The sequence below is a fragment of the Centipeda flueggei ATCC 43531 genome (genome assembly GCF_000160695.1).
In the GTDB taxonomy this organism is placed as follows: domain Bacteria; phylum Bacillota; class Negativicutes; order Selenomonadales; family Selenomonadaceae; genus Centipeda; species Centipeda flueggei.
The window spans coordinates 871,803-885,051 of record NZ_GG694006.1 but is presented as its reverse complement, the minus strand read 5'-3'; the positions used below and the strand labels follow the sequence as shown (position 1 = coordinate 885,051).

The following is a 13,249-nucleotide window of genomic DNA, read 5'->3' as shown; positions in this document are numbered from 1 at the left end:
AGCGTCGAGAGAGGAGAGCAACGGATGAATGCGGTAAAATCATTTTGGCTGGGGGCGGCGACACTCCTCCTTTCCCTGCTCATGTTCTGCCCTGCGGCACTTGCCGACGACGGGCAGACGTGGGTCTGGCTGAGCTCGAACGATAAGTACTCGAAGTTCTATGCACCTGCATCCGTACATGCGGTGCAGTCTGCCGTGTATGCGGGGACAGGGGCATTGGTTGCGACGGCGATCGATGCGGAGATCAAGACTTCGTTCAGCTATGAGGGGGCGGAGGAAACGATCCACAACTACAAGATCGAGCATGTCATTCCGGATCCGAGTCAGCTTGCCTATTCTGCCGCACAGGTGCGTGTTGTGCCGCAGAGCCGTACGCTTCAGTACCTCAGCGAGACGTTCTATGATCGTGCAGGAAAGGTGCTCTGGTCAAAGGGAGAGGGCAGGGAGAAGGAGATGAACTCCCAGCAGTTCGACGAGGAGTTCTACGCTGCTATCGTTGATACGGTGTTTCATCGTGGAGAGATGCAGCGCCTGCGGGCGGATGACCGATGGATTATGCTGTGGTCAGAGGAAACTCCTACGGGGATAAAGACGCAGGTGACAGCAGATACATCGACCATGCGGCGCCTGCATGACAATCTGATCTTTTGGGCGTGGACGGAGGTGCGCGATGCCTCCGGCAAAGCAATCGAGATCAAATTTGATAAGCGGGCGGTCAACCTGCCGCAGGGGACGGAGCGTATCGTTACGGGGCGTTACTGGTCCCCGCAGGAAGGATGGCAGACGCTTGATGACGGCTATGAGGGCGCCTACCGCATGATTAACCGTGATGCACCCGAGGAGCGCGGGCTTGTCCGTCTGCGCGCCTTTGCAGACGGATACAGCACATGGGTTACGCGGTATCAGGTGGGATAGCGCAGAGGGGAATGGAATACTATGCCGATTAAGATACCCAACAATCTGCCCGCGGCGAATGTTCTTGAGGGGGAGAACATCTTCGTCATGAATGCGGCGCGCGCATACAGTCAGGACATTCGCCCGCTGCGCATTCTCATACTGAATCTCATGCCGATCAAGGATGTGACAGAGACACAGCTCCTGCGTCTCCTCGGCAATACGCCGCTGCAGGCGGAAGTAGACTTTATCTATACGGAGTCCTACGTCCCAACGCATACGTCGCGTGCTTATCTTTCGGAGTTCTATGGAACCTTTGCCGAGGTGCGGCATAAAAAATATGACGGCTTCATCATTACGGGGGCTCCGGTTGAGCAGTATGCCTTTGAGGAGGTTGCATACTGGGATGAGGTCGCTGAGATCATGCAGTGGAGCAAGAAGCATGCCTACTCGACCTTCCATATCTGCTGGGGGGCACAGGCAGGACTGTACTATCACTATGGGATACCAAAACACTGGACAGAGAAAAAGATCTTCGGCGTCTACGAGCATCACCTCTGCGTGCAGCACGAAAGTCTCCTGCGCGGCTTTGATGACGTATTCTATGTGCCGCACTCGCGTCATACGGAGACACGCCGCACCGATGTCGATGCCGTGTCCGAGCTGGACGTTCTCGCCGAGGGGGACGCAGGGGTCTACATCATCGCAAATTTGCGGCGGCGGCAATTCTTCATCACAGGGCATGCCGAGTACGATCCAATGACACTGAAGGCGGAGTATGACCGCGATCTCGCGGCGGGGATGAACCCCGATATTCCGCGCAATTACTACCCGGATGATGACCCGAGCCGCCCGCCCGTCGTACGCTGGAGGAGTGTTGCTCATCTGCTCTTTGCGAATTGGCTCAACTATTACGTCTATCAGGGGACGCCGTATGAGCTGGACAGCCTCGATAATGCGGATGAATGAGTGCGATATTCGCCTATGATTATTGTATCGTGCTGGTGATAGGACAATGTACCTAAAAGCAGAATGTTCAGCCAAAATTCAGTTTTTGAGACTACCATAAAGGAGATTCATCAGAAAACAGTTCGATGGGAGCGATCGATTTGCAGAAACGATGGGGTGCGGCACTCGCTGTCGGTGCCGTCCTTCTCATGGGAATCCGTCCGGCAGAGGCAGCGGAACCGATTCCAAAACACATTTATGAATGGGTGCAGTCCACGGCACGACAGGGCTACTATTTCAATAAGGAGTACATCCAATACGCCGCCGATGCACATGGATACATTGATCTCACGAAGATCCTTGTACCGACGCTGCGTGTCTATGACAATATTCAGATTCAGGATGTTGTCTCCAAGCGGCGATGGCGCATGCTCCCGCTTGACGGATATGGTGATCTCTCGGGGGCAGCGGAGTACCTTCTGATCGATCTGCGGGCAGGCACCGTGCGTGTGACAGCACATGAGGATCTTGACAGTACATGGGGGACGATTTCGCGTGAGGAGAGCACGAAGGAATTCACCCTCGCCTCCCTCTCGGACAAGGATGTGGAGAAAAAGTTCTTTAATGCGATCATTGCCTATGCCGCTGCGCATCAGGAAGAACTGATTCATCGCTCCAAGGGGATTCTGAGTGATGCCGACCGCAGACAGCTTGCCCAACAGGACAAGATGACGGCGAAAGCACACGAAAAATCTGACAAGAAGGCATAAAAGAAGAAGAATCAATAAAGGATGAGGCATCGCGCCAACGGCAAAGCGCGCGCCTCTTTTTTTCCTAGCTTTTTTCCAAAGAAAACAGTATAATAAGGGTGAGAATACCAGGAGAGGGAAGTGACGGCGCATGACGGACAAGGAATGGATGCAGCATGAGCTGAACCGCATGGTGAAGGCGGAGGGCGGTAAGATCAGCGTCGAGCGTATGACCGAGATTGTCTCGGAACTCAGCCGGCGGCTGCGCGAAAATCCGAACCTGCCGCGTGAGATGAACACGCTTACGGCGGATGAGTTGATTGCACGCGCACGCAAGGCGTCAGGCGAGGAGCGCTACCGCATCATCAAGCGCGTCCTGCGCATGGAGCCGGAGAACATCACCGCGGCATGCATGCGTGTAGAGTACCTTGCCCGCAGCGCTGATGACCGCGTCCATCACTACGAAGATTTGGTGCGCAAGGCGACGGAGCGCCTGACGGCAGAGGGGCTGTTCAGCGAGGAGAATATCGGAAAGTTCTGGTCGATCCCCAAAACGAAGCCCTATATGTTCCTCCGCCTCTCCTATCTCGAGGCTCTGCTCGCGGCACGTAAGCTTCGTCTCGCAGCGAAGGAGTGCAGGGAGATGCTGCGGCTCTCCGAGCATGACGGCCTTGGACGCCGTTATCAGCTTATGTTCATCTATGCCGCCATTGAGGAGGGGGATGCTGCCATCGAGTTGTATCAGCATTACGAGGAAGGTGTGGCGATGATGTATCTGCCGCTCGCGATGCTCTTCTATCGCCTCGGCAAGATGAAGATGGCGCGCAGCTTTCTGCAGGAACTGGCGTCCGTCAACGCAGATACGGAGGCGTTCTTTGAACGCGGCGTACGGGGGGACCTGCCGCAGCGTGCGCCGGGGCGTCATGCCGGCTCCTTTGCCATCGGCACAATGGAGGAGTTCGGTGAGGCGGTGGCGGACAACTCCTTTGCCTTTGTCGGGATGGATGCGTTTTTCGCCTGGGGGCTGGATGAGCTCCGGCACGGGAAGAGCACCTAGCCGTGCGGCGGTGCCCTTGGCGGTGCGGGGTATGCTTCGCGTGCGCCCTTGCCGCGCTCTGGCTGAGCAGTACCGCATCGGCGGCACTGCCCATCGAGAGCGCGGCAGGGACACCTGCCTACTGGATGCGTGCGGATGGCAATGCGCTGCTTCTCACGGCGGCGCAGACAGCAGAGGTGAACCGTGCGATCGCAGCACATGGGGGGGTGCATGATCTTGTCGGTGCACCGCTGCAGCTGACCGGCGCAGAGGTGCGCACGCGCATCCATGCGGCGGCACAGGATCTCGTCGGAGAGCTGCCTCTGCTCTATGACGGGGAGGAACGACTTTCTGCAGAGGGGTGGGATGCTGCGCATGAGAATTGCGCAGCCGCTGCTGTGCCGGAGCACGTCATTCCGGGCTATGCCGTCGCCGTGGAACGCACCGCAGTACGCCTCCTTCCGACGGCAGACGGCTGGTACGAGACCGCGGGAGACATGCGCTATGACATGGTACAGGGCACGGTGCTTGATCCCGGCGAGGCAGTGCGCATCCTCCACCGCTCGCGTGACGGTGTGTTTCTCTTCGTCGAGACGCGTGACTATGACGGATGGGTGAAGGCAGAAGCGCTTGCAGAGGTGAAGCGTTCATCATGGCTCTCCTTTGCCGCGCCCGAGCACTTTGCTGTGGTCACGGCGAAGGAGCTGCGCCTCCGTGCAGGGGACAGAGAGCTGCACTATCAGCTTGGGGCGAGGCTTCCGTCCAGAAAATCACCTGATCCTGCCGTGCGCCGCATCATTCTTCCGCTGGGAAACGTCGGGGGGCGTTTTGCCTTGGGAGAAATGGGCGTACGCATTGTGGGGGGCGCAGCGGACAGCGTCCTGTCCGAGGGCTGCTTGCCGCTGACCCACAACAATCTCGTGCGCCTCGCCTTCGCCCCGCTCGGGACGGAGTACGGCTGGGGCGGGGCAGACGGCGGGATGGACTGTTCGTCCTACGTGCAGAATGTCTACCGCACCATGGGGATCGAACTTCCGCGTGATGCGGATGCACAGGAGTGTGCACTCCCGTGCATCCCGCTCGCGGGGCGTACGCATGAAGAGCGTCTGGCCATTCTGCGGGAAACACCGCCAGGGGCGCTGCTCTTTCTTCCCGGACATGTCATGCTCTATCTCGGTACGGATGCGGGGGGCGTTCCGTGCGTGATCCATGACATCAGCAGTTACTATGAGGGAGGCAGAAAACACTACATACGTCAGGTCCTCGTCTCGGATCTGGAGTTTCAAAATGCACGCGGTACCGCGGCGATCGATATGCTGACGCATATTGGCTTCATTGCTCCGGCATCATAGGAATGACGGGTAACATCAGTGCTCGTTCTTGGCACGTTTATCCGCGATTTCTCAGAATATGGGGACTGTGCCCTCAGCAGAGGGTGAATATGGAGGGGACAATGGGACTCTTTGATGGGTTTCAAGGCGATGTTGAGTCGGCTGGGATGGGCATTCGCAAGGCCATCAGAGCTGAGCTCGATCGCAACGAATGGAACTATGAGGAAAGTGAGGAAAGTGACGAGACGCGCAAAGAAGCTTACTTCTATATGCGCAATGAGCTCGAGAATGACGAGCCTGTCACTGTTGTTATCGCTGTGCGTGAGTACAATCATGCGGACGGTTTTATCAAGATCAAGATTTATGATATTGCCTATCTCGAGGAGAGCAGCAATCGTGCGGAGCTGCTTGCGAAGCTCAACGGATGGAACGCTGAGTACCGCTACGTCAAGTTCTGTCTCGACAGCGATCAGGATGTGGTCGTCGATATCGACCTGCCGCTCGATCTCCACAAGGGTGAGTTTAAGCCGAATGCTGTCATCGCCATGATGGCTGTCGGGATGCGCGCTGTGGAGCAGGTTCATGAAAGTCTGATCGGACTGTGCGAACGGGGACATCGCCCGCGTGCACGGGCGTCAGAATGATACGCGCGTTGAACGGAGGATCTTTATGGGACTTTTTGACGGCTTCAGCGGAAGCGAAGAAGGACTCAAAAACAGTGCATACGAGGCGATCAAAGCAGAGTTTGAGAAACAGGGGCTGAACTACGGGGAGGACACCTCCGAAGACGGAGAGGATCATATTCTCCGTATGCGTCAGCAGCTGGACAACGGCAGTGTCGTAAGTATTGCCATCGTGGTAACGGAAAACGGCGACACCAATGACTTCATCAAAATTAAGTACTTCGGTATGGTGCGGCTTGATGAGAAATCCGATCCGACGGTTTTTCATGAGAAGCTCAATGAATGGAACAGCGAGTACCGCTATGTGAAGTTTGTGGTGGATGATGAGCAGGATGTTGTGGTGGATATCGATCTGCCGCTCGATCTGCATGACGGCGTTTTCCAAGTGGACAGCTTCATGTCGATGGTCGGCGTCGGGCTTCAGGTGCTCGAAGAGGTCTATCCGGCTCTCATGAAGCTGCGGTGGACGTGAGCGCCTCAGGTGCGGTGCCGGGCGCCGCATCCGAAGACAAAAGAAAAGAGCTGTAACACGAAGGGTTCCCTTCCTGTTACAGCTCTTTTTTCTTTATCAATGCTTTCGCCTGTGGTCGAGTTGCGGGATTCTCAGCCCTTTCCGCAGATAGCTTTGCTGGAGTTGGTAGATGCTCTGTACGAGATGATCGCGCTCGCGCGTCGAGAGTGCGGTGAACGTGACGCCGATGTGGTATGTGGTGCCGAGGTTTGTCTCAATGGGGGTGGAGCGGCGGATTGTTCCTTCGGTCTCCAGTGTACCGATATGCGGCAGATCGGGTACCCGTACAACGACAGGCGTATTCTCGAGCAGCGGCTCCTTGTGAACGAAGCAGAGTCCGCCGCCGCTGATATCGATGAGGTGCATCTCGTGGAAATCTTTGAGACTGCCGTGATCGCCCGCGAGCTTTACCTCGATGGTGTGCGGGATAGGGATGCGGACGAAATCCCGCAGCTGAATGCGCTCGGCACTCTTAGGGAGATCAAGATACCAGATCGTGTCGGGCAGCTGGGAGGCTGCATGATAGGCAACGACAAAGTGGTAGACGCAGCCTGCGCCTGTGAGGTGACAATGAAAAACATGACCGGGCGGGGGGGTATCGATGAACTTGTCTGCGGGAATGTCGAGACGCACGCTGAGTGCTCCGGCGGGGGCTCCTGCCGCCTGTTCTTCCTCGCTGAGTTCAACGGTTCCATAGTAATCAACCTCAAGTTCAGTGTCGATAATATGAATGGAAGCGTCATGTTTCAGTAATTTGATGAGTTTTTCTCCCTCGATGACCATAGATTGTTCCTTTCTCAAGATCAATCATCCACACGCCGGATCATCCGCACATACGATTTGGCGAAGCTTATTTATACGTGACTTCTGTACTATCTTATAAGAATAACAAACTGCGGCGGCAAAGTCAATTTCGTCCTTTGACTTTACCGTGTCTTCAAGATATAATAAAACAATCAACACAGAAAAGGGATCGGGTGAACGCGATGGCGATGAAGATAGACAGCAGCATTTCACAGAGTACTTCGCTGAGTATGCCGCGTGCGGCAAGTGATGTAGGAGTACGCGGTGCGTCGACGGATTTCAGCATGGAACTGGCGGATCAGGAGTCGTCTATGTCGCGCGAGGCGATGGATCGCCTGCTGGAAAAGATTGATGAGCAGGGGGCACGTCTGTCGAAGTCGCCGACGTATGAGGAACTTCGTTCGTATCGAGCGCTCATTCAGAGCTTTATCGGCGAGGCAGTCGGCGGCATGTATGAACTGCATACACAGGCGGGGTGGGATCGTCTCGGACGGCAGAAGGTCTATACTTCTGTGCGTAAGATCGATAAGAAGCTCGAGGAGATGACGGAAAAGATCCGCCTCGGACAGGCTGATCAGCTGGATATCATTGCGAGTCATGATGCCATCCGCGGTATGCTCGTCGATCTCTATATGTGATGGCGAAGACGAAGGAAATCTCCGCCGCTGAAGAGGAGCGTGAGCCATTTCCCCACGACTGGTCGGACATCCGCGGACATGCGGAGATCATCCGCTGTCTGCGCCGCCTCGCTGCGGATGGACATCTGCCGCACGCACTGATCTTTACGGGGGCGGCAGGGATTGGAAAACGCCGTACGGCACGCGTGCTCGCACGGACATTGCTTTGTGCGGCAGAAGGAAATGCTCCCTGTGGGCGCTGTGATGACTGCCGCATGACGGCGGCGGGCGTGCACCCCGATTACTTCGAAGTCATACCGGAGGCGCGCGGAAAGGGCGCCGCAATGATCCGTGCCGATGCTGTGCGGGATATCCTCATTGCCGCGAGTGAGTCGCCGCAGAGGGCGGGGCGCCGTATCATTCTGATCGACGGGGTGCACAGCATGAACGAGGTTGCGGCGAACCGCCTGCTCAAGACCCTCGAGGAGCCTCCCGCAACGGTACTCTTTTTGCTTGTGACGGATGCATGGGATGCGGTCTTGCCGACCATTCGCTCCCGTGCCGTCCGCATTGCGTTCGGCCCACTGCCGCGCGCGGAGATTGCAGCGGAACTGCAGAGGCGCGGCATAGCGCATGCGGAGACGATTGCCGCTCTTGCTGACGGCAGCCTCGGGCGTGCTGAGACACTGGCGGCAGAGGGGCTTTCCCTGCGCGATGATGCACTCTCGTTTCTTACGATACTTGAAACGCTGCGCATTGAGGATATATGGAAACATGCGGAGCAGCTGGGGGGGCGTTCCTATGACGAACGTGCCGCTTGGCTCGGCTATCTGCAGATGGCGCTGCGCGATTTGCTGGTTCTCCGTGAGAATGCGGCAGCAGAATTATACCATGTGGATCGTCGGGCGGAGCTGACGGAGCTTCTTCCTGCCATGCCGCGTCAACGTGTGCTCTTGCTCATGGAGGAGGCGGGGGTGCTCCTGCGCCGCTTTGGTGCGAATGTAAACCCTGCCCTGCAGGCGGAGGCATTCTTTCTGCGTGCACGGCAGGTGATGGGGTGATGGCAGGGCAGGAGGGACGGAGCATGCAGTCCGTCGTGATTGCCGCAGAGATATACCTAGGAGGAAGATTTGCAAATGGTGGTTGGTGTCCGCTTCAAGTCGGCGGGCAAGATATATACGTTCGGGCAGGGGCATCTTTCCCTTGCTGAAGGCGACTACGTCATTGTAGAGACTGTGCGCGGAATGGAGTGCGGCAAAGTTGTCGTTGCCCCGCACGACGTGCCGGATGAGGCGGTGCCGCCGCATCTGCGTGTCGTTCATCGCCGCGCAGATGCCTCCGACCGCGCGCGCGTCGAGGAGAACCGTGCACGTGAGATCGAAGCGCGCACGGTCTGTGAGGAGAAAATTCAGGAACTCGGTCTGAAGATGAAACTCGTGAGTGTCGAACTTACCTTTGACCTCTCGAAGATGCTCTTTTACTTCACGGCAGACGGCCGCGTAGACTTCCGCCAGCTTGTGCGGGAACTGGCGAGTGTATTTCGTACGCGCATCGAGCTGCGCCAGATCGGTGTGCGCGACGAGGCAAAGATGATGGGGGGCATGGGCTGCTGCGGACGGCCGCTCTGCTGTGCGACATTCCTTGACGACTTCGTCCCTGTCTCGATCCGTATGGCAAAGGAGCAGAATCTTTCGCTCAATCCGACGAAGATCTCTGGGATCTGTGGACGCCTTATGTGCTGCCTGAAGTATGAGAGCGAGGGCTACGGATGCGGCGGCTGCATGTGTGTAAAGAAGAAAGAGGAGTATATCCCCGCGCAGAACGACCGCGTCGCTGCCGATGAGGGCGAGGGGCGTGTTGTCTCGGTGCATGAGCAGAGGCGTACGGCGACCATCCTGCTGGACGATGGAAAGACGCTCGTCTCTGCATGGGAGGATATCGTCCGCATCGAGGAGAATGCAGAGGAAACTGCTGTCCGTCCTGTACCTGCAGCGCGGACGGAGCGTCCACCGCGTGAGTCGGGAGAACGCAGGCCGCACAGCACGAACCGACGCCGCAGCGGTGAGCGCAGCGATCGCTCGCCGCGTCCGCAGGGAAAGAGCACGGGCGGCGCGCGCCGCACGAACAGCGGTCGGCGCAGCCGCCCACAGCAGCGCAGCTTCCGCCGTGATGATTCCGCGAATGAGTGAGCTGCAGCATCCGCAGGAGCGGATGGACGATCTGTGTATGGGCGGGCGGCACATCATTCAGCGCATGGATATGTTCTGTTTCTCCATGGATGCCGTTCTTCTCGCGCACTTCCCAACGCTTACGGGGCGTGAGTGCGTACTCGACCTCGGCACGGGGACAGGCATTATCCCGCTTCTTATCGCCGACCGTACGGCGGCGGTAACGGCCGTGGAGCTTGATCCTGTCCAGGCGGAACTCGCCGTACGCAATGCGGCTCTGAATGGACTCACGGAGAAAATCACCGTGCGGGAGGGCGACTATCGCGACCCTTCCGCACTTTTTTCATGCGGCGCATATGATCTCGTCTTTGCGAACCCGCCTTACCGCCCCGTCGGACGCGGTGCGCTAAGCATGGGGGGACGTGCAGCCGCACGCCATGAGATCACCGCAACCCTCGCCGATGTCGTACGTGCAGCGGCGTACGCCCTGCGCCATGGCGGCAGGCTTGCCATGGTTCACCTGCCCGAGCGGCTCGGTGAGATCATCCCCGCGCTCCATGCAGCGGGGCTTGCCATGAAGCGTCTGCGCATGGTACAGCCGCGCATGGACAAAGCGCCGAACCTCATGCTCATTGAGGCGGTCAAAGGAGCCGCACTCACAGGAATGCGTCACGAGCCCGCGCTGATCGTGCGCGATGCACAGGGGCAGTATACAGAGGAGATTCGCGTGATTTACGGAGGAAGAATCTAACGGACATGCAGGAAAGAATATCCTGCCTCATTTATCCTCGTTGAAAAAGACAAAACAGAACGGAATCGCATCGTGAGATTGACATGAAAAAAAACCTCGTGGTATAATACACAGCATAGAAAAATGTTTTTTATAGGGAACATCAGGCTGATGTTCCCTAAGTTGTTCGGGCAGTATGCAGGAGGCACGGGTCAATTCGCCGCTTTCTGTGGTTTTGCTGTCATGAAAGGTGTTCTTGCATCAAAGGAGTTGGAGAATCAAATGTTCAACGGATTGAAGGCACGGCGACAGCTGGCCGCCTATGTTGCACTCGGACTGTCCACGGGTGGAGGACTCCTGTTCTCTGCACAGCCTGCACATGCAGCGGAAACTCACGACCACACAGTGACGGCGAGCAGTATCAATGGCTTTGAGGGCTCGGATCAGACGGGCTTCATGAGTGATAACAGCATTAAGATTGGGACGGCGGGAGTAACGAATCGGCCGGCCAGCACCTACGGCATTATCTCCGGCGGCGGAAAGACCGATACAGCATCCGATGTCACGGGCAATACGCTCACGATTCATGGCCTGCAGGTCAGCAACGGCAATGGGCAAAGCATGATCTACGGCGGCGTCAGCGGAACGGGTGCAGTCACCAACAATAAAGTATTTTTCAATAACGGGCTGTCGAAGGATTCCATCTACGGCGGCTTTAATGGCACATCCGCGACCAATGCGGTCACGGGCAACTCCGTTACGGTCGTGGACGGCACTGTGGAGGGTGATGTTCAGGGCGGCGGAACGGCAGGGACGGGGGCCGTCACGGGCAACTCTGTCACCATCACGGGTGGTACGCTCAAAGATGAGGCGATGGGCGGCATCATACGAAGCACAACGAGCAGTGCGGATATCACGGGAAATACGCTGACGATCTCGGGCGGCGCATTCACGAAGAGCGGCGGCACAAACGTTTTTGGTGCATATACTGCAGGTTCCGGCAAAGCGGAAAACAACAGTGTTACGGTCAGCAATCTCACCAATACGGACCTGACCGTTTATGGTGCGCATGCAGCAGGAGGCGGCAATGCGGTCAACAACCATGTCACGATTGGTGCGGCAGGCAAGGTGAAGGGAATCTACGGCGGACGTGCTGATTCGGCGACGGGTAAGGCTGAGGGCAATACCGTCACCATCGAGACGGGCGGCTGGGTCGATGACAACTCGTACGCCGGTTGGGCAAAGGGGGCTGCGAACCGCAACATCTTCACCGTCAAGGGGCATGCTGACTGGTCGGTCTATGGCGGCAGAATCGATGACGCCGGTGACACGGCAGAGGGCAATGAAATCCGCATCGAGGGCGGCACGGTGAAGGGGCATGCCGTCGGTGCGAAAGGAGGGACGGGTACAACCGTGACCGGCAACAAGGTTACGGTTACAAGCGGTACGGTCAAGAAAGATATTACCGGTGGGCAGGTCTCGGGTGCCAATGGAAAGGCTACGGGAAATATTGTCACGATTACGGACAGCACAGCTGAGGGCTTTGTGAACGGTGGAAGCACTGTGGACGGCGGCACTGCATCGGGCAACCAGATCAACATTTCGGGCAGTACAATTAAAAAAGCCATAACGGGCGGATATGATTCCACAAACGGCAGTGTGACGGGGAATATCGTCACCGTATCGGGCAGCAGTACTGTCGAGGAAACGATATACGGCGGCTATTCCCATAATACTGGAACGGTGACGGATAATAGCGTTGCCATTGCAGGCGGCACGTTCCAAGAAACCATTTACGGCGGATATTCGAATAAGTCCGGAACGGTGACAGGCAATAAGGTTGCGCTTACGGGCGGTACCTTCCAAAATGTCATCTATGGTGGTGCGGGTGGTGATCCTTCCAGCACAGAGACATTTACGGTAAACAACAATACTGTTACGATTGCGGGCGGTACGTTCAGCTCCAATATTTATGGCGGATACTCGTGGAAAGCGGACGGCACGACAGAGAACAACACGGTCAACCTCGGCGACGACACGCATCATGACCTTTCAGGCACGACGCTCTCGGCGAGCAACATCTCCGGCGGCAACAGGGCGGCAACGCGCAATACCCTCAATGTCAAGGCGAAGAATGCCGTCGTCAAGAGCGTCCGCAATTTCGAGAACGTCAACTTTCATATGAATGATGACATCACAGACGGCTCGACCATGCTGACCGTCAATAACGACGGCCTTGGCGGAACGGTGGACTGGGAGAAGGTCAAGGTTCTTGCGGAGAGCCTGACCAGTGCCGTGCAGCCGAATCGAGAGGTTACGCTGCTCAAATCGAATGCTGTGAACGCACTGCAGTTCTCAAATTACAGTGCGCGTAATCTTATCACCGATCCGAACTCCGACTACGAATCCGTTATGCGTACGGATTCGGACTCCGGGACGGCGACCGCCGTCACACTGCGCACGAACCGCTGGCGCAACAGCGAGTGGACGTATGATGGCACGAACCCGTCGACGGTGAATGAGGTCGCGGGCGGCATCTCATATGACGACAATCATACAACCTACAACAACCAGATCACGGTGACGGGCGTTCCGTCGACGAACTTGAACTTCGTTTACGGCGGCAAGACCAACGGCGCAGCCGACTCCAAGGAGAACCGCGTCATCGTCGAGAACACGGGCACCGGTTCGATTGAGAATATCAACGGCGGCTTTACCGGCAAGGCGGACGGCGTTGCAGAGGGCAACCGCGTGACCATCAAGGGCGGCACGGTCAAA

General features: G+C 57.1%; 13 protein-coding genes. 12 read left to right on the top strand and 1 reads right to left on the bottom strand.

Features of this window, described 5'->3' with window-relative positions; genetic code table 11:
- Positions 1-24: 24 nt before the first annotated feature.
- The 7 genes from HMPREF0908_RS04235 (at position 25) to HMPREF0908_RS04205 (ending at position 6,113) form a co-directional block, all read left to right on the top strand.
- Positions 25-915, top strand: coding sequence for a hypothetical protein (locus tag HMPREF0908_RS04235; RefSeq protein ID WP_050755856.1), 891 nt, complete (start codon positions 25-27; stop codon positions 913-915).
- Between the two features lie 21 nt (positions 916-936).
- Positions 937-1,863, top strand: a complete 927-nt coding sequence (gene metA / locus HMPREF0908_RS04230; protein ID WP_006690204.1) for a homoserine O-acetyltransferase MetA — start codon at positions 937-939, stop codon at positions 1,861-1,863.
- Positions 1,864-2,003: 140 nt separating this feature from the next.
- Positions 2,004-2,612, top strand: coding sequence for a hypothetical protein (locus tag HMPREF0908_RS04225; RefSeq protein ID WP_040572520.1), 609 nt, complete (start codon positions 2,004-2,006; stop codon positions 2,610-2,612).
- Positions 2,613-2,742: 130 nt separating this feature from the next.
- Positions 2,743-3,648, top strand: a complete 906-nt coding sequence (locus HMPREF0908_RS04220; protein WP_006690202.1) for a tetratricopeptide repeat protein — start codon at positions 2,743-2,745, stop codon at positions 3,646-3,648.
- A 2-nt stretch (positions 3,649-3,650) separates the two neighbouring features.
- Positions 3,651-4,979 (top strand): NlpC/P60 family protein, encoded by a 1,329-nt coding sequence (locus HMPREF0908_RS04215; protein WP_040572406.1) that lies wholly within the window; start codon positions 3,651-3,653, stop codon positions 4,977-4,979.
- A gap of 101 nt (positions 4,980-5,080) precedes the next feature.
- Entirely contained in the window at positions 5,081-5,602 is a 522-nt protein-coding gene (locus tag HMPREF0908_RS04210; protein WP_040572405.1) for a type III secretion system chaperone family protein, read from the top strand.
- Positions 5,603-5,627: 25 nt separating this feature from the next.
- On the top strand, positions 5,628-6,113 hold the full coding sequence (locus HMPREF0908_RS04205; RefSeq protein ID WP_006690199.1) for a YbjN domain-containing protein: 486 nt from the start codon (positions 5,628-5,630) through the stop codon (positions 6,111-6,113).
- Between the two features lie 96 nt (positions 6,114-6,209).
- Here HMPREF0908_RS04205 and HMPREF0908_RS04200 read toward each other — a convergent pair whose 3' ends face one another.
- Positions 6,210-6,935, bottom strand: a complete 726-nt coding sequence (locus HMPREF0908_RS04200) for a flagellar brake protein (protein ID WP_006690198.1) — start codon at positions 6,933-6,935, stop codon at positions 6,210-6,212.
- Between the two features lie 203 nt (positions 6,936-7,138).
- On the opposite strand from HMPREF0908_RS04200, the gene HMPREF0908_RS04195 reads away from it, so the two are divergent.
- The 5 genes from HMPREF0908_RS04195 to HMPREF0908_RS04175 form a co-directional block, all read left to right on the top strand.
- Positions 7,139-7,594, top strand: a complete 456-nt coding sequence (locus HMPREF0908_RS04195; RefSeq protein WP_006690197.1) for a YaaR family protein — start codon at positions 7,139-7,141, stop codon at positions 7,592-7,594.
- Positions 7,594-8,634, top strand: coding sequence for a DNA polymerase III subunit delta' (holB, locus tag HMPREF0908_RS04190; protein ID WP_006690196.1), 1,041 nt, complete (start codon positions 7,594-7,596; stop codon positions 8,632-8,634). Before HMPREF0908_RS04195 ends, holB begins: the two co-directional genes overlap by 1 nt.
- Positions 8,635-8,703: 69 nt before the next feature.
- Positions 8,704-9,762 (top strand): PSP1 domain-containing protein, encoded by a 1,059-nt coding sequence (locus HMPREF0908_RS04185; protein WP_040572404.1) that lies wholly within the window; start codon positions 8,704-8,706, stop codon positions 9,760-9,762.
- Positions 9,755-10,492, top strand: coding sequence for a tRNA1(Val) (adenine(37)-N6)-methyltransferase (locus HMPREF0908_RS04180; RefSeq protein WP_006690194.1), 738 nt, complete (start codon positions 9,755-9,757; stop codon positions 10,490-10,492). The genes HMPREF0908_RS04185 and HMPREF0908_RS04180 overlap by 8 nt, the downstream gene beginning before the upstream one ends.
- A gap of 261 nt (positions 10,493-10,753) precedes the next feature.
- The coding region (locus tag HMPREF0908_RS04175; protein WP_040572403.1) for a beta strand repeat-containing protein at positions 10,754-13,249 on the top strand (2,496 nt) is incomplete at its 3' end.

Bases quoted from the DNA above. Each gene is read 5' to 3' on its own strand.
- HMPREF0908_RS04235 (WP_050755856.1), top strand. From the start codon at position 25: ATGAATGCGGTAAAATCATTTTGGCTGGGGGCGGCGACACTCCTCCTT.
- metA (WP_006690204.1), top strand. From the start codon at position 937: ATGCCGATTAAGATACCCAACAATCTGCCCGCGGCGAATGTTCTTGAG.
- HMPREF0908_RS04220 (WP_006690202.1), top strand. From the start codon at position 2,743: ATGACGGACAAGGAATGGATGCAGCATGAGCTGAACCGCATGGTGAAG.
- HMPREF0908_RS04210 (WP_040572405.1), top strand. From the start codon at position 5,081: ATGGGACTCTTTGATGGGTTTCAAGGCGATGTTGAGTCGGCTGGGATG.
- HMPREF0908_RS04205 (WP_006690199.1), top strand. From the start codon at position 5,628: ATGGGACTTTTTGACGGCTTCAGCGGAAGCGAAGAAGGACTCAAAAAC.
- HMPREF0908_RS04200 (WP_006690198.1), bottom strand. From the start codon at position 6,935: ATGGTCATCGAGGGAGAAAAACTCATCAAATTACTGAAACATGACGCT.
- HMPREF0908_RS04195 (WP_006690197.1), top strand. From the start codon at position 7,139: ATGGCGATGAAGATAGACAGCAGCATTTCACAGAGTACTTCGCTGAGT.
- holB (WP_006690196.1), top strand. From the start codon at position 7,594: ATGGCGAAGACGAAGGAAATCTCCGCCGCTGAAGAGGAGCGTGAGCCA.
- HMPREF0908_RS04180 (WP_006690194.1), top strand. From the start codon at position 9,755: ATGAGTGAGCTGCAGCATCCGCAGGAGCGGATGGACGATCTGTGTATG.